Source organism: Halobacillus karajensis, from assembly GCF_900108515.1.
Lineage (GTDB): Bacteria > Bacillota > Bacilli > Bacillales > Halobacillaceae > Halobacillus > Halobacillus karajensis.
In genome coordinates, this window is record NZ_FNWW01000001.1 from 661,189 (window position 1) to 677,794 (window position 16,606).

Annotated in this window: 13 protein-coding genes; 4 read left to right on the plus strand and 9 right to left on the minus strand. The window is 42.4% G+C overall.

What is annotated here, in order from left to right; genetic code table 11:
• Nucleotides 1–66: 66 nt before the first annotated feature.
• From recQ to kynB, 3 genes are read left to right on the plus strand one after another with little or no spacing between them, the layout of a single operon-like run.
• On the plus strand, nucleotides 67–2,202 hold the full coding sequence (recQ, locus tag BLW54_RS03130) for a DNA helicase RecQ (protein WP_074733221.1): 2,136 nt from the start codon (nucleotides 67–69) through the stop codon (nucleotides 2,200–2,202).
• A 21-nt stretch (nucleotides 2,203–2,223) separates the two neighbouring features.
• Entirely contained in the window at nucleotides 2,224–3,501 is a 1,278-nt protein-coding gene (gene kynU / locus BLW54_RS03135) for a kynureninase (protein ID WP_074733222.1), read from the plus strand.
• Between the two features lie 15 nt (nucleotides 3,502–3,516).
• Complete coding sequence (gene kynB, locus BLW54_RS03140) at nucleotides 3,517–4,143, plus strand: arylformamidase (RefSeq protein WP_074733223.1); 627 nt, start codon at nucleotides 3,517–3,519, stop codon at nucleotides 4,141–4,143.
• A 499-nt stretch (nucleotides 4,144–4,642) separates the two neighbouring features.
• Here the strand turns inward: kynB and BLW54_RS20600 are convergent, their stop codons facing one another.
• The 7 genes from BLW54_RS20600 to BLW54_RS03170 form a co-directional block, all read right to left on the minus strand.
• On the minus strand, nucleotides 4,643–4,792 hold the full coding sequence (locus BLW54_RS20600) for a hypothetical protein (protein ID WP_167358775.1): 150 nt from the start codon (nucleotides 4,790–4,792) through the stop codon (nucleotides 4,643–4,645).
• 147 nt (nucleotides 4,793–4,939) lie between these two features.
• Entirely contained in the window at nucleotides 4,940–6,181 is a 1,242-nt protein-coding gene (locus tag BLW54_RS03145; protein ID WP_074733378.1) for an aminopeptidase, read from the minus strand.
• A 227-nt stretch (nucleotides 6,182–6,408) separates the two neighbouring features.
• A complete protein-coding gene (locus tag BLW54_RS03150) occupies nucleotides 6,409–8,304 on the minus strand; it encodes an ABC-F family ATP-binding cassette domain-containing protein (RefSeq protein ID WP_074733224.1) in 1,896 nt (631 codons plus the stop codon).
• A 160-nt stretch (nucleotides 8,305–8,464) separates the two neighbouring features.
• Nucleotides 8,465–9,886 carry an alanine/glycine:cation symporter family protein gene (locus BLW54_RS03155; protein ID WP_035506840.1) on the minus strand — a complete coding sequence of 474 codons (1,422 nt, stop codon included), beginning with the start codon at nucleotides 9,884–9,886 and terminating at the stop codon, nucleotides 8,465–8,467.
• A 304-nt stretch (nucleotides 9,887–10,190) separates the two neighbouring features.
• Nucleotides 10,191–10,712 carry an acyl-CoA thioesterase gene (locus BLW54_RS03160; protein WP_035506841.1) on the minus strand — a complete coding sequence of 174 codons (522 nt, stop codon included), beginning with the start codon at nucleotides 10,710–10,712 and terminating at the stop codon, nucleotides 10,191–10,193.
• Between the two features lie 55 nt (nucleotides 10,713–10,767).
• Nucleotides 10,768–12,108 carry a sensor histidine kinase gene (locus BLW54_RS03165; protein ID WP_035506843.1) on the minus strand — a complete coding sequence of 447 codons (1,341 nt, stop codon included), beginning with the start codon at nucleotides 12,106–12,108 and terminating at the stop codon, nucleotides 10,768–10,770.
• Nucleotides 12,105–12,791: a response regulator transcription factor gene (locus BLW54_RS03170; RefSeq protein ID WP_074733225.1), complete on the minus strand. Its 687-nt coding sequence runs from the start codon at nucleotides 12,789–12,791 to the stop codon at nucleotides 12,105–12,107. Before BLW54_RS03170 ends, BLW54_RS03165 begins: the two co-directional genes overlap by 4 nt.
• 189 nt (nucleotides 12,792–12,980) lie before the next feature.
• Here BLW54_RS03170 and BLW54_RS03175 point away from each other — a divergent pair, with 189 nt between their 5' ends.
• Entirely contained in the window at nucleotides 12,981–14,129 is a 1,149-nt protein-coding gene (locus BLW54_RS03175) for a S1C family serine protease (protein WP_035506849.1), read from the plus strand.
• Nucleotides 14,130–14,411: 282 nt separating this feature from the next.
• On the opposite strand, the gene cls is transcribed toward BLW54_RS03175, so the two are convergent.
• A complete protein-coding gene (gene cls / locus BLW54_RS03180) occupies nucleotides 14,412–15,854 on the minus strand; it encodes a cardiolipin synthase (RefSeq protein ID WP_051744040.1) in 1,443 nt (480 codons plus the stop codon).
• A gap of 171 nt (nucleotides 15,855–16,025) precedes the next feature.
• Nucleotides 16,026–16,568 (minus strand): transcription repressor NadR, encoded by a 543-nt coding sequence (locus tag BLW54_RS03185; protein ID WP_074733226.1) that lies wholly within the window; start codon nucleotides 16,566–16,568, stop codon nucleotides 16,026–16,028.
• Nucleotides 16,569–16,606: the final 38 nt, after the last annotated feature.

Here is a 16,606-nt window from a genome sequence, read left to right on the forward strand (position 1 = left end):
CACTTATTTCACGTGAAACATGATAAAATGTGAGACAAGGAATGAATAGATAAAAGGATGATTACAATGATTCAACAGGCGGAGAAGATCCTCCAGCAATATTATGGCTATCCCTCCTTCCGTCCCGGGCAGAAAGAAGCGATCAGTCATGTCTTACAAGGAAAAAATACTTTAGCGGTTATGCCGACAGGAGGAGGGAAATCTCTCTGCTATCAAGTCCCGGGGCTCACCTTGCATGGTACGGCCATCATCATATCCCCATTGATCTCTTTAATGAAAGATCAAGTCGATGCCTTGCATGCTTATGGAATTGCAGCCACTTATATTAACAGTTCGCTTTCTGTTGATGAACAGCATCAGCGCTTGAGAGATATGGAAATAGGGCGTTATTCTTTCGTCTACGTCGCTCCTGAACGCTTCGATTCCCCTAACTTTTTATCAGCCCTAAAAAGCATCACGCTTTCTTTAATTGCTTTCGATGAAGCACACTGTATTTCCCAGTGGGGACACGACTTCCGGCCGAGCTACCGATCAATTGTGCCGACCCTTAAAGAAATTCCAAACCTCCCTGTACTTATGGCATTAACCGCCACAGCCACACAGGAGGTAATTAAAGATATCAAAGAATTGATTCATGTCGAAGATACGAGTGTCGTCAATACCGGTTTTGCAAGGGACAACTTGTCTTTTCGGATCATTAAAGGCCGGGATAAGCGGGAGTTCATAAACGAGTACCTGACACAAATCCCAAATGAATCGGGGATCATCTATACGGCTACACGCAAAGATGCCGATCAGCTTCATTACCTATTATCAAAAAAAGGGGTTGCCGCCGGAAAATATCACGCCGGGATGACGGAACATCAACGAAAACAGGCCCAAATGGACTTTGTCCAAGATGAAGTAACCACAATGATTGCTACAAATGCGTTTGGAATGGGAATCGATAAATCAAATGTCCGTTTTGTCATTCACTATTCCATGCCCATGAATATTGAATCGTATTATCAAGAAGCTGGACGTGCCGGACGTGATGGTGAACCAGGCGACTGTGTGTTACTCTTCTCCAGTCAGGATATCAATTTACAACGCTTCTTGATTGATCAGTCACCGAATGAAGAGAAGAAGAAAGAAGAGTACTTAAAATTGCAGGCCATGGTGAATTACTGCCATACCCATTCCTGTCTGCAGCAATATATTCTCGACTACTTTGATGACCCGACAGAAACCGAACCATGTGGTAAATGTACAAATTGTACTCACGATGGGGAAGAACGCGACATGACGAAAGAAGCTCAGATGGTTCTTTCTTGTGTCAAGCGGATGGGAGAACGGTTTGGCACAGGTTTAACCGCGAAAGTTCTCAAGGGATCCTCCGATCAAAAAGTGAAACAGTTCCGCTTTCAGAATTTATCCACCTATGGGATTATGCCAAACTATACAGAAAAAGAGCTAACAGGGTTCATTCAATTTCTAACCGCAGAAGGATATCTCTCGACAGGGGATGGACGTTACCCAGCCCTAAAACTGACAAAAGAAGCCGTGTCTGTCATAAAAGGGGACCAACCAGTCGTGATGCTTGTCGAGTCAACCACGAAGAAACAAAAAATCGATTACAATGAGGAGTACTTTGAAGAGTTACGTCAGTTAAGGAAGACGATTGCCGATGAAAACGGCCTTCCTCCTTATGTGGTCTTCTCTGATTCTACTCTAAAGGACCTGTCCATTTATTTACCTGAAAACAGGCAGGAAATGATAAACATCAAGGGAATCGGGGAACAAAAATTCGAAAAATATGGCGAACGTTTTTTAGAGAAACTAAAGCCGTGGGCAGAGGAAGCTGGATCCAAACCCTCCCCATCCGTCAAAACCTCTGTTCCCAGAAAAGACCCATTCGATGATCGACCAAGTCACATTATTTCTTATGGCCTTTGGGCGGAAGGACAAACACTTAATGAAATTGCCAACCAAAGAGATATGAGTAAACAGACGATTGAGAACCACCTTTTTCGTGCTGCACGGGAAGGTAATGATATTCAGTGGGAGCGATGGTTCAATGAGGATCAGGAAGCAGAGGTCCTCCAAGCCTATGAACAGCTGGAAGAAAAAAAGCTAAAGCCCCTTAAAGATTCTCTTCCAGAGGAATATCCATATTTCAGAATTAAGGCAGTACTGGTGAAACAAAACTTGATGAATGAATAGATTTTTCAAGGAGGAATATTCATGGCTAATTCTTTGATAACAAGAGACTATGTAAAAATACTCGATCAGGAAGACCCACTCCAAAATTTTAAAGATGAATTTTACCAGGAAGGTTTTTATTATATGGATGGGAATTCACTCGGGCTGCTTTCACGCCGCTCTGAAAATACGCTAGCTTCTTCATTACAAGATTGGAAACAGCATGCTATTGAAGGATGGACCGAAGGAAACGAGCCGTGGTTTTATATGTCAGAAAAAATCGGTGCCATGACCGCTCCGTTGATTGGTGCCAAACCGGAAGAAGTGATCAACACTGGATCTATTACATCCAACCTTCATCAACTGTTCGCCACCTTTTATAAACCGGAAGGCAAACGGACGAAAGTACTTGCCGACACGCTCAACTTCCCTTCTGATATTTACGCGATTAAAAGCCAAATCCATTGGCACGGACTTGATCCCAATGACCATCTCATCCGGGTTCATAGTGAAGATGGCTACACACTGGATGAAGACAAAATTATAGAAAAAATGAATGAGGACATTGCCATCCTTCTCCTTCCTTCCGTCCTGTACCGAAGTGGTCAACTTCTTGATATGGAAAAGATCACTAAGGCTGCCCACCATTATGGAATTATCGTAGGTTTTGATTTGGCTCATTCCATTGGCGCCCTGCCTCACCGTCTGAGTGAGTGGGGAGTTGATTTTGCTGTTTGGTGTACATATAAGTATTTGAACAGTGGTCCAGGAGGAGTTGGCGGCCTATACGTGAATGAAAGACATCTTGGGAACAGTCCAGGCCTTGCGGGTTGGTTCAGTTCCGACAAAAATAAGCAATTCGATATGAGCCATGATTTAACTCCTGCCGAATCAGCAGGTGCATTCCAATTAGGAACCCCACATATTTTGAGCTCAGCTCCTTTAATCGGCTCTTTAGAGCTCTTTAGTGAAGCAGGGATTGAAAATGTGAGAGAAAAATCATTAAGGCTCACACGATTGCTGATGGACCTCATACAACAGGAATTATCCGGGTATGGGTTCAAAATCGCCAATCCTTCAAAAGATGACCGTCGTGGCGGCCATGTATGTCTTATCCACGAGGAAGCTGCAAGCATCTGTAAGGCACTGAAACTGGAAGCGGTCATTCCCGATTTCCGCTCGCCAAACGTCATTCGTCTTGCCCCCATCGCCTTTTACACTTCTTATGAAGATGTTTATGAAGTGGTCCTTTTATTAAAAGATATTGTGAAAAATGAAAAGCAAAAACAATTCAAAAATGAGCGCGATATTATAGCGTAAGAGGAGGGATCGCTTATGAAATTCATCGATATCAGTATGTCATTGAATAATGATACACCACCCTGGCCGGGAGATGAGCCGTTTGAATATAAGCTCACATGGTCTATGGAAGAAACCGGATCGGTTAATGTCGGTCAATTCAAAGGAAGCAACCATATCGGAACCCATGTGGATGCACCCTTCCATTACGACTCCAAAGGGTTAAAAATGGGTGAACTTCCTGTGGATCGATTTTCGGGCAGAACGGTGGTCATTCCTGTCAAGGAAAAGAGCACCATCACCGCTTCCCTTCTGAAAAACGTAAATTTAAATGGAGTCTCGAAGGTTTTGTTTCATACAAACAGCTGGGAGGATCGCACACGTTTCCCTGATTCTTATACGGTCATTGCGGATGATGTCGGTCCCTACCTTAAAACACAAAACATCGATTTAATCGGCGTGGATACACCTTCTGTCGATCCTGAAACGAGCAAAGAACTGATAGGACACCATACCCTGTACAATAATGACATCCTCATTCTTGAGGGCATTGATCTTTCCAACGTTGCACCGGGGTTCTATGAACTCTTCGCGTTTCCTTTGAAAATGGAACAGGCAGACGGGAGCCCCGTACGAGCCGTTCTGCGAACCATAGAGACCTAATTTATTCACTTATCATAGAAGAACCATTTCGATACTAGTATCAGGATATAAGAGGATCGATAATACTTTGGGAAAAGCAAACGAATACCTCCACCCTAACTGACATTTAGTCGCTGTCACTAATAGAAACGCCTGGAGAATATTCTCCAGGCGTTTTCTATATCTTTTGACTATTCCTTCTTTGTAATCCTTTGATCGATAGCCATTTTCTTTGCCACTGTAGGTGTAAACCAAATCATTGTAATAACAAGATGAAGAAAGGAACAGCTGTGACATCGATAAAGTTCGGAAGCTGTGAAATTCACCAATCAAATCCGTACGCAATTCTCTATTATTTTCGTTGTGGTGGTCATGGTGTCGAGATATTTATTGATCCTTATTTGGTTAATTATGGATAGTAAGTAACCCCAAAAATCACTAGGACTGACTTCTGAAAAGCTTAAGATCAATGGACTCAGATGACAGGAAAGGCGGAATCATAGGGATTCCGCCTGCTGTCTTAATCATCTTTGGTTTCTACCTTATGATTTTCCTGTCGGCGCTGGCACTCTTTACAAAGGTTGATCTCTCTTTCCTCTTTCATCTGAAGCGGTTTTCCACAGCGTTGACATTCATCGTAATTATTAGGGTTTGCTTGAAAGCCTGGCATTTCGTTACTCCCCGCGTTATACATACGAAAACATCTCCTTATTAAATACACCTTTTTCTTTCTTATTCCCTAATAATCAAACCTCAATCATCCTCAATAGCAAGAAGAAAGCCGAAAGCTTTTCCAAGCTTCCGGCTTATCTGTCTTTTATTCGAATGAAATAGCCCAGCTTCCTTTACGCATCACAGGTTCTTCTGTTCCGTCTGCCAGGACACCATCAATATCAAGCTCTCCGGACCCCATCATGAAGTCTACGTGGGACAAACTATCATTCACACCGTTTTGATCTAATTCTTCTTCACTCATATTTGATCCACCTGTCATATTATTGGGGTAGGCCTTTCCAAGAGCCAGGTGGCAGGAGGCATTTTCATCATACAAAGTGTTATAGAATATAAGCCCAGATTGGGAAATTGGAGACTCATGGGGGACAAGTGCCAATTCACCAAGTCTGCGTGAACCTTCATCTGTTTCAAGTAGGTGCTTCAGTGTCTCTTCACCTTCTTCTGCTGTAAAGTCCACTACTTTCCCTTCTTGGAACGTAAGAGTAAATTTATCGATGACGTTCCCCCCATAGTTTAGTGGTTTGGTGCTGGAAACTTTCCCATTTACTCCATATTTATGCGGGGCTGTAAACACTTCTTCTGTCGGCATGTTTGGATTGAATTGAACCCCCTCTTTAACTGTCTTCGCAGGACCACCTTTCCAAATATGCCCTTCAGGAAGAGCGACTTCCAAATCAGTACCAGGAGCTTTATAAACTAATTTTTTGTACTGTTTTGTATTCAAGTATTCTCGTGCTTTAATCAATGTTTGGTTGTGCTCTTCCCATGCGGCTATAGGGTCTTCACGATCTACGCGTACAATACTGAAGATTTGTTCCCATAGATTCTCAACGGCTGTATCCTCATCTTTGTCAGGGAAGATTTTCTGAGCCCACTTAGGAATGGGAATACTGACAATGGACCACTGAATACGGTCGTTCATCGTGTAATCACGGAATTTGGACATGGCTTCAGATCGTGCCTTTGTTGCCGCAGCGACTTTGCCTGCATCGATTCCCTTCAATAAGTCCGGATCTGTGGAACGGATAGATAGAATCGCCGCTCCCTGTTCAGCAAAATAGGTATACTGCTGCTTCTGCCATTCTGGAACATTTGATAATGTTTCTTGATCGGCATGTTCATACTTCATGCGAGTAAGCTCATCGTCTCCCCAGTTGATATGTACGTCTTTGGCTCCCATTTCAAACGCTTTACGGGCAACAATACGTGTGAATTCTGCTCCTGCAATCGTAGAGTTGATCATCAATAGCTGATCCTTTTGTAAATTAACACCGGTACGCAACGCTAATTCTGCATATTTTTCCATATTTTTAACGCTTGGCATTTTCATGATCATTTTCCCCCTATCCATGTTTGTATCCGTATTCATTATTCCATAAAACGCACGGAACTACAAAAGTAAGGGAGTTTCAAATGACGCATATTGGTATAGAGACTGTCACCGTACAACAAGAGACATGGCCTTTTTGTTCCTAAATCTTTTGCTTATTAAACAGATAAATCACAAAAAGGAGGCTTCTAAATGCCCCCTTTCTTATGTCTACACATTCTTTAATCGTTTTCTAAACTCTCGACGATCAGCGATAGTTCCTCCCACCGCTCCATTTTGGCTTCTAATTCTGCTTCCACCTTTTCCTTATCTTTGGATAATTCCTGCACTTTATCATAGTTCGTCGCTTCCAACGCAAGCTGTTCATCTAGCTGTTCGTTTTTTTCCTCAAGGGAAGAAATTTCATCTTCAATGGTTTCCCATTCTTGTTTTTCGCGATAGGACAACTTACGCTTACGGTTTGCTCTACGTGTATCTTCTTGTGAGGAAGTTTTCTTCCTTACCAGTTCCCCTTTCTTTTCATCTTTCCTTTTCTCCAGGTATTCGGTATAGTTACCGTGAAATTTTCGGATTTGGGCTTCACCTTCAAAAGCCAAAAGTCTGTCGACAACACGGTCCAGGAAGTAACGATCGTGGGATACAGTAATCACAACACCAGGAAACTGATCCAAGTAATCTTCCAATACACTTAAGGTCTCTGTATCCAGATCATTGGTCGGTTCATCTAGGAAAAGGACGTTTGGTTCACTCATCAGCACCCTGAGCAGGTAAAGGCGGCGACGTTCCCCTCCTGACAGCCGTTTGATATATGTCCATTGTTGAGGCCTGGGGAATAAGAATCTTTCGAGCATCTGCTCAGCTGTGATTTCATCCCCTTCGTCTGTTGAGATTACTTCAGCTACCTCTTTAATATATTCAATGACCTTAAGACTTTCATCAAGCTCTGCGTGATCTTGTGTATAGTAGCCTATTTTCACAGTTGAACCTATGTGGACACTTCCCTCGTCTGGATTCACTTGCTCTGCCATAATATTTAACAAGGTCGTTTTCCCTGAACCATTAGGACCGATGATTCCCAACCTTTCTCCAGGAACAACAAGGTAATCTAAACCGTCGATAAGAGACGTATTACCGAACCGATGGGAAACCCCTTCGAGTTCAATCACCTGATTCCCAAGCCTTGTAGAACCAATAGCCATATCTACGTTTTCTTTTTTTGTATCAAACGTTTCTTCTTTCATCGCTTCTACACGCTGTTTACGAGCTTTTTGTTTTGTCGTTCTCGCTTTTACTCCAGCTTTTAACCAGGCAAGTTCTCTGCGAAGTGTATTCTGGTGTTTTTGTTCTGCCTGACGTTCCCATTCTTCCCTTTCCGCCTTTTTCTCAAGGAAGGTTTCGTAGTTTCCTTCATAGATGTACAAGTGGCTTTTATCAAGCTCATAAATAAGGTTCGTCACATGGTTTAAGAAATAGCGGTCGTGAGTCACCACAATAAGAGAACCTCTATAAGAGGCTAAATATTCTTCCAACCATTCAATAGTTTCATTATCTAAATGGTTGGTAGGTTCATCTAGAAGGAGAAGATCTGCGGGTTGAATCAAGGCCTTTGCAATGGCCACTCTTTTCTTCTGTCCCCCGGAGAGCTCATTCACTTTCTTATCAAAAAATTCGATTCCTAATTTTGATAAAACTGTCTTAGCTACCGTATTTGCTTCCCAAGCATCTTTTTCGTCCATTTTCTGTTGGAGTTCAAGCATTCGTTCCTGTACATCTGGATCTTCAGGACGCTGAGAAAGTTCCAAAAGGACCCTTTCATAGGCCCTCATAACGACCATGATTTCTGCGTCCCCTTCATAAATTTGTTCAAGCACCGTTTTGCTTTCATCTAAATCAGGTTCCTGAGGCAAGTATTCAACGGAGAAGTCTTTAGCATGGTCGAGATCACCTGTATCTCCGCTTTCAATACCGGCCAATATTTTCATTAATGTTGACTTTCCCGTACCGTTTACTCCAATCAGACCTATTCGCTGCTGATTGGATATAGTAAAGGAAAGATCGTCAAACAGATCTTTATCTCCATAACTTTTGCTCAAATGATTGACTGATAGTAAACTCATTCCGCTCATTCCCTTAATTAAATATCTCCGTCTATCATATCACACTCCAAAGGGAGGAATGTGAATGGAAAACCTCTCAAAATACGGTGCATTTTATAAACCGATCATGGTCCGCTCTAAAAAAAACTGCCCCATCATAAATCTGGGACAGTTCTGCCTATCATCCTTCTTCTTTTTCGGAGGTTTGATCTCTTCTCCAATACTCCATCCCCTCGACACCTGGAAGATGGTCCTGATAAAAGACAGGGTCTTTTCCTGCTTTCCTTTGAGTTTTATAGTCTTTCAAAGCTGCATAAGCGACGGAGGATAGACGGAAAATCGCATACAGGTTAATTAATGCCATGATTCCCATCGTCAAATCAGCAAGGGACCAAACAAGACCGAATTCAGCGATAGCACCGAACAGAACCATAAGAAGAACACCGACTCGATATAGGAAGATAGCCGGTTTGCTTGTTTTAATGAATTCGATGTTTGTTTCACCATAATAATAGTTTCCAATGATTGAACTAAAGGCAAAAAGGAAAATGGCGATCGCAATAAAAATAGCGGCCCATGTTCCTAATTGGGATTCAAATGCAGCCTGTGTAAGCTGTATTCCATCTAGGTCTGTTCCAGCATAGTCACCAGCAAACAAAATGATGACAGCTGTCGCGCTGCAAATTAGCAATGTATCTGTAAAAACGCCCAACGTTTGAATCAAGCCCTGTTTGACAGGGTGGGTCACTTCAGAGGTAGCCGCAGCGTTTGGAGCACTCCCCATACCAGCTTCATTAGAGAATAATCCGCGCTTAATTCCAATCAAAATCATCGCGCCAAACGTTCCACCGGCAAATTCACGAAATCCAAAAGCCCCGGCAAAAATCTGGCCAAACATCTCAGGTACCTGCCCGATGTTAACAATCAATACGTATCCAGAAATTATAATATAAAAAATAGCCATGATTGGAATAATGAACTGGGTCACTTGTGCAATTCGCTTCAACCCGCCGAAAATAATGATGGCGACGATGAAGGTAAGGAAACCACCCACCAACCATTTATCAGCATTGAATGAGTTCTCAAAAGCAAGACGGATCGTATTAGATTGGACAGAGCTGAAAACAAGCCCGTATGTGAATGTAATCGTTATAGCAAATACAATACCTAGTCCTCTGTTCTTTAAACCTTTTTCAATATAATAGGCCGGCCCCCCACGATACTGGTTTTTATCAGGAACTTTGTATACTTGGGCAAGCGTACTTTCGATAAAGCTTGACGCACCTCCGAGAATGGCTACAATCCACATCCAAAATACAGCTCCGGGGCCACCAACTGTTATGGCCGCTGCAACTCCAGCCAGATTCCCTGTTCCTACGCGAGACGCTGTACTGATTGCAAAGGCCTGAAAGGGGGATGTTCCCTTCTTTCCTCCTGCAGAAATCGAACGCTTATCAAATAGAACACGAATCATTTCTGGAATATAGCGGAATTGCGCAAAATTCAACCTGATTGAAAACCATAAGCCTAAACCAAGAAGCGCCACTACAAGGATTGTCCCCCACATCCAGTCATTCAGAAAAGTAAGTATATTTTCCACCATCAAAAAATCACCTCTCCAGTTAAATTTCCATTTTCCGTCACTTCCCGTAATCGTTTACATATAAACGAAGAACTACAATAACTCGACTATTTTATCATATATGTCCCCCTTCCACTACTTCCTAAATAATGAAATTTCAAAATTCTATTAACGTTCTATGATCAAAGGGAACTCCAAGGCTTCCTACTTCTAAACAAAAAGAGCTCATGAAAAGTTCTCATAAGCTCTTTCGTTTATTACGTATGGATTCATTTCATCATTTATGGACTTTTTCAAACATCGCTCATAAAAGGCGGAAACTTCTTTAAGAATCACGTTTCCAAGGTAAGCTAGTGCCAAATTCCTCTGCAAGCTCTTTGGATTCTTTCCTTCTATTTTTTCGATGCTCTCGACGTTTTTGGGCACCTTCATGCAGCCATTTTTCTTCTTCCGATTCTGGATAGACTCCCGGCACTGGGGAAGGTTCATTATTTTCATTAACCGCCACCATAGACAAGAAGGCCGTTGTGCATACTCTTCTTTCACCTGACAATAGGTTTTCCGTCGTCGCTTTGACGAAGACTTCCATGGATGTATTATGCGTCCAAGTTACGAAGGCCTCAAGACAGATCGCGTCTCCTTCAAAAACGGGGTGCAGGAAGTCGACGGAATCTGTCGATGCTGTCACGACAGGCTTTCTACAATGCCTGACAGCGGCTATCGCTGCCACGTCATCGATATGTGCCATTAATTTCCCGCCAAAAAGCGTACCGTGATTATTTGTATCTGGTGGTAAAACGTGCGAGCTCTTAACCGTTAAAGAATCTATGCAAGGTTTTGCTTCCATTCTAATTCCTCACTTTCCAACATGGAATCATTCTTTGCCCTTTATTATACCATGTTTAGTTATTCTCACTCTTTTGATTAAACTCAATTTCAAAAACAGCGCCTGACTGTTCTGAACGATTATAGGCGTATATTCTTCCGCCACTCCGTTCTATAATTGCTCTGGAGATGGCAAGGCCAAGACCGGTTTCCCCTTCCTTTCCTTTAATAAAACGTTCGAAAAGTTGAGGAAGCAAATCCTCTGGAATCCCCGGACCATCATCCATCACTTTAATTCTGTAATGGGATACCCCCGCTTCTGTGGTGATGGCTACATGACCTTTTGCGTGGCGAACAGCGTTACTCAAAATATTGATCATTGCCTGCAGGATGCGCTCCCGGTCTACAACTGAATAGAATGGATGGATGTCTTCCGTTGTCAGATTAATTCCTTTTTCATTCGCAAGTGGATACAGGCGGTCTCTCGCCTGCATAATCACTTCAGAAATCTCTGTCCCTTCAGGATTATATACATCTTCACTACTGTCGAGTTTGGCTAACAGGATCATTTCATTCACGATTTTCTTCAATCGTTCCGTTTCACTCACCATCACATTCAAGCCTTTCTCTGCTGCTTCTCCTTCAAAAATTCCATCCCTGATTCCTTCTGCATAACCCTGAATTGACATAAGCGGAGTTTTTAATTCGTGAGAAGCATTTTGAAAGAATTGCTTTTGCGAATGAATATACCTTGAGAGTTCAGATGCCATATGGCGGAGACTCTGTTCAACTTCCTTGATTTCGCCAGAGGCTTGTACTTTTTTCACGTCAGAAAACTGCCGTTTCTCAATTTTTTTTACTTCTTGCTTCAATTTCGTTAGAGGAGTTACGAGTCTCCATGTCAACACATAACTAACGATAATGGCGAGTAATAAACCTATAAGAAAGACAACCACCATTCTAGCTGCAAACCCGGCCTGGACTTCTTGCAGGTCATTCATCGGTGTCGCCATCACAAGAATTTGATTATTATCTCTGCTGACAGGAAAATCATAGACGACATACTTCTCGCCCATCGTTTCCCATACTTCCTGATCTACAAGCTCCTTATCGTACCTTTCTACCCATGAATAAGCCACTATAGCAGGCATCGTACGAAATAAAACTTCATCTCTTTCCCTATCAAATAATAATATTGGATAATTTCGATCCTGAAGAAGCTGGGAAAGTTCAGGGGTCCGTTCAGGATCCTGCTCATTAATAATGTCTACCAGTAGATCAGCACGCCCCTTAAGCTGACGTTGTTCGTCCTGGATCAACATGTCCATCAGCAAAGAATAGATAAAGAAAGCAGTGATTGACATAATGATAATAATTAATGTCGCAAAAGCTGCATTTAATTGATAGAGAAGTTTCATGAGCGTTTTTCCCTCAATCTGTAGCCGTGGCCCCAAACCGTTTCGATCGGCAGTTCTTTCATTTTCTTCCGCAGTCTTTTAATTAGGTCATCAACAGCTCTGTCACTCCCGTAGTAATCCTCTCCCCAGACTTTAATTAACAGTTCCTCCCGGGAAAATGCACGATTCTCCTGTGAAGCCAGGATTTTTAACATTTCAAATTCCTTTGTAGTTACTTCGACTTCTTTTCCGTTAAAATAGGCCTGTCGCTCTGATTCATTCAATTCGAGGGCCCCTACTTTAATGGTCTCTTGTTCTTCTTCAGCATTCAGCCTCATTGCTTCCCACCGTTTTAAATGCCTTTTGGTCCTTGCTACAAGTTCTCTTGGACTAAAGGGTTTAGTTAAGTAATCATCTCCGCCAAGTTCGAGTCCTAAAATTTTATCCACTTCTTCATCTTTAGCTGATATGATAATAATCGGGACCTCTGAGGTCTGGCGGATTTTCTTGCAAAATTCATACCCATCCATTCCAGGAAGCATGATATCCAACACCCATATATCAGGCTTCTTCTCCTGAAAAATGTCCCAAGCCTTTTCAGCAGTATCCACGGCCAGCACTTGATACCCTTCCTTTTCTAAATAGGCTTTTACGATATCTCTTATATTTGGATCATCTTCAACAAGTCCGATCATCTGATTCATAGATCGAATCCTCCTACCATAGCTTTTTGCCTCATTCTCTCATATTTTTTGTTCTTACTCCTGCTTTACACACTTTTTCCACATTTAGACCAAAATCATTCCATAACTCCACTGTAGAATAAGAATTGTCAGAGGGAAACATCAAAGAGATTGACAGCGAGTCTTATTGAAAGGGGCGTCCGTTTCTCCATGTTTGATGAACAGGATCGAAACCAGAAGAAACAATACAAACGTTCCGGATTAGCTTTCAGTGTTTTAGGGGCTATTGTCGCTGTATTTATAGTGACAACGGTTTTTCAATGGCAAGGGATATCCATAGATGTCCATACAGAAAAGCCGACAGCACAAGCGAATGAACTGAATCTCGACAAAAAACAGGAAGACGTGACACAAGCGGTCGATGAAGTCTCGAAGGCCGTCGTCGGGATCAGCAATGTCCAAAACGCTGGCCAAGGTGCTGAAAAAGCCGGTACAGGTTCAGGGGTCATCTATAAGAAAGACGGTGATAAAGCTTTTGTTGCCACCAACCATCACGTCATTCAGAATGCTTCAGAGCTCGAAGTCATTTTAAGTGATGGAACTAAAGTTGAAGCCGAATTGAAAGGCAGTGACCCTTTGACAGATCTGGCCGTTTTACAAATAGATAGCGAACATGTACAAAAGGTTGCTGAGTTAGGAAAAGCCAGTGACGTAGAGGTCGGGCAGACAGCTATAGCCATCGGCAACCCATTAGGCATGGAATTCGCAGGGTCCGTAACCAAAGGTATAGTCAGTGGCTTGAACCGTAATATCCCTGTTGATATGAACGGTGACCAACAGCCAGACTGGCAGACGGAGGTTTTACAAACAGATGCAGCCATCAATCCGGGTAACAGCGGTGGTGCGCTCATCAATCTGCAAGGCGAAGTCATTGGAATCAACTCTATGAAGATTGCTAAAGCAGAAGTTGAAGGGATTGGATTTTCCATTCCAATGGACGTCGCTAAACCTGTTATCAAAGACCTGGAGAAAAACGGTGAAGTTGAACGTCCTTACATGGGAGTTTCCCTTCAAGACCTAACCCAAATCCCTAACCCTGTGTTACAACGCGAATTAGGGTTACCCGAAGACATTACTCAAGGCGTCCTTGTCCAAGGCGTCGAAAAAGGCTCCCCTGCTGACCAAGCGGGACTCAAACGATACGATGTCATCACCGCCATCGACGGGAAAGAAATTGAGTCACTCATCAGCCTGCGTCAGTATCTCTACAACCAAGCGAAAGATGGAGATACTGCTGAGCTTGAAGTTTACCGTGACGGGAAACCAACAACCGTCCAAATCACGCTAACCTCTCGATAATTGAACAGATATGAAGAATACGTGATAAAAGAATGCGAAGAACGGAAACGCTGGAGGGACTTATACATCAAACAGATACGATCCCCCCTCCAATACTGTTAGATTTACAAAGTCCCTACAGCCTTTCCAAATTGTTACAAAGAAGTACCAATACCAAACAACCTCTCTCTAAAAAGACCCTGCGCAAATAAGCGCAGGGTCTTTTTTCAGTTATTCATGGTGTGGGTCACTTCATCGATTGAGCTTACGATTGAGAATAAATGTCCTATTAAAAAAGCTTCCTTAAAGAATAGGTGATAATAACCTTGAAATCGCTTCTTTGAAGCGAACCCACTTGGACCTTGCTTGATAAAGTTTATAAGTGAGCTCTGTCGATTCGACAATATCTTCATGAAAACGATCGGAGAGGCTCTGACCTACTTCCGGATGATAAACGAATGCATTCACTTCAAAGTTTAAACGGAAGCTTCGAACATCAATATTCGCTGTCCCAACAGAAGCGATCTTTCCATCTACCACAATTGTTTTCGCGTGAAGAAATCCCTTTTGATAGACGTAGATTTTAGCTCCGGCTTTCAGCATATCGCCTATGTTCGAAAATGTCGCCCAATAGACAAATGGATGGTCAGGCTTATTCGGAATCATAATCCGTACATCCACCCCTGATAATACAGCTACTCTAAGTGCATCAAGAAGACTGTCATCCGGAATAAAGTAAGGCGTTTGGATGTAAACATACTCTTTAGCAGACAGTATCATTTTCAAATAGCCATGCTTAATCTGTTCCCACTCTGAATCTGGACCGCTAGAAACAATTTGCATGGCTACATCGCCTTTAGGCTTCGCACAGAAGTAACGTTCTTTATAAACAATATCGCGTCTGGAAGCGTGATTCCAATCTAGGATGAAGCGTGTTTGCATATTGTTCACCGCTTCCCCTTCCACTCGCAGATGGGTATCACGCCAGTATCCGAACCTCTTATTGAACCCCAGATACTCATCCCCGATATTGAATCCACCGATATAGCCTATCTCCCCATCAATGATCGCAAGTTTCCGGTGATTACGGTAATTGATTTTCATATTCACTTTCGGAATGAGAGATGGAAAGAAGGATTCCACTTGTACCCCCGCTTCTTTCAAGCCCCGTTTAAACGAACGGTGCAGTAAGCGTGATCCCATATCATCATATAATAACTTGACCTCCACGCCTTCTTTCGCTTTCTTCTGCAACACGTTTGCCAGGCGTTGACCTAGATTATCATCTCTCAAAATATAGTAAAGGAGATGAATATGATCTTCTGCTTTTTCAAGGTCTTCTATAAGGGCATGGAACTTTTTTTGCCCGTCAGTAAAAATTTCCACCTCATTATTTTGAGATAATAGGGCATCGTTATTTTTCAAGTGCATATAAATCAAATCTTCATAGGGAATAATTTCTTCATGCTGCACTTTCAATTCATTTTCTTTAATTGCTGTCAACTGTTCCTGAACAGCTGCCAAAAGACCAAGACGACTCTTTTTATCCCACGTAAATATTTCTTTATTGCTCAGACGGCGTCCGAAAATTAAATAAAGAAAGAAACCTGCAACAGGTATGAATAGCAAGACCATTAACCAGGCCCATGTTGCACTGGCATCTCTCCGTTCCAGAAAGATGATGGCCAAGGCCAGCAACACGTTCAAGGTGAGAATGATACTCACAAAAATCGGCACAATGTTCAATGTGGCCACCTTCCTTTTTCTAACAAGAAATCACTGATATAAATATATCATATTCTTCATAACCATTAATTAAGACACGCTTTCCCTTTTATAAAAGAATTTAAAAGGCAGACAATGAAAAAGAGATAGGCTCTAGATTCCACATGCCTACCTCTTTCTAATCTCAGTTTGTTATTTTCCCATTAAAATACCCGCTTCTTCTAACGCGGCTTCTGCCTCATCAAGAGCCTCCCTGCTATCTGCGGCTATTGTATGAGTATGAATACCGCCTGTTAATTCAAGTAAAAAAGAAGCTTGGGTTGAATAAACTTTTTCAATAAACTTCTTTACATCCCGGCGGTTGGAAATTCTCAGCCGTGCGGTTAAATCACCGTAAATCGGGTGCTCTACTACGACGTCCAGCACATGGACGCCATGATCTACTAAAATATTCAGCTCTTCTTCTGTATCGTCGCCCTTGTGTTGACACACGATGGTACGTTGATAAGCCAAGTCCTCTTTGACATCCCTCATATACATATAGCCTTGGCTGGTGGCTACAATCGGCTCATTTTTTGCCTTTAACAATGATACATCCCCGACAATCACCTGTCGAGTAACGTTCATTTCTGCTGCTAAAGAGCTCCCTGTAATGGGGGAGCCTTTTTGTTTCAACAGAGAAAGAATATACTCCCTCCGTTCCTTTGCTTTCATTTTCTTGGAAGATTGACTCATAAACATGACCCCTTCGTGCAATTTACATAAGATTATCT

Bases quoted from the DNA above. Each gene is read 5' to 3' on its own strand.
- BLW54_RS03150 (WP_074733224.1), bottom strand. From the start codon at position 8,304: ATGAGTTTACTATCAGTCAATCATTTGAGCAAAAGTTATGGAGATAAA.
- BLW54_RS03155 (WP_035506840.1), bottom strand. From the start codon at position 9,886: ATGGTGGAAAATATACTTACTTTTCTGAATGACTGGATGTGGGGGACA.
- kynU (WP_074733222.1), top strand. From the start codon at position 2,224: ATGGCTAATTCTTTGATAACAAGAGACTATGTAAAAATACTCGATCAG.
- kynB (WP_074733223.1), top strand. From the start codon at position 3,517: ATGAAATTCATCGATATCAGTATGTCATTGAATAATGATACACCACCC.
- BLW54_RS03160 (WP_035506841.1), bottom strand. From the start codon at position 10,712: ATGGAAGCAAAACCTTGCATAGATTCTTTAACGGTTAAGAGCTCGCAC.
- BLW54_RS03185 (WP_074733226.1), bottom strand. From the start codon at position 16,568: ATGAGTCAATCTTCCAAGAAAATGAAAGCAAAGGAACGGAGGGAGTAT.
- BLW54_RS20600 (WP_167358775.1), bottom strand. From the start codon at position 4,792: ATGCCAGGCTTTCAAGCAAACCCTAATAATTACGATGAATGTCAACGC.
- BLW54_RS03145 (WP_074733378.1), bottom strand. From the start codon at position 6,181: ATGCCAAGCGTTAAAAATATGGAAAAATATGCAGAATTAGCGTTGCGT.
- recQ (WP_074733221.1), top strand. From the start codon at position 67: ATGATTCAACAGGCGGAGAAGATCCTCCAGCAATATTATGGCTATCCC.
- BLW54_RS03175 (WP_035506849.1), top strand. From the start codon at position 12,981: ATGTTTGATGAACAGGATCGAAACCAGAAGAAACAATACAAACGTTCC.
- BLW54_RS03170 (WP_074733225.1), bottom strand. From the start codon at position 12,791: ATGAATCAGATGATCGGACTTGTTGAAGATGATCCAAATATAAGAGAT.
- BLW54_RS03165 (WP_035506843.1), bottom strand. From the start codon at position 12,108: ATGAAACTTCTCTATCAATTAAATGCAGCTTTTGCGACATTAATTATT.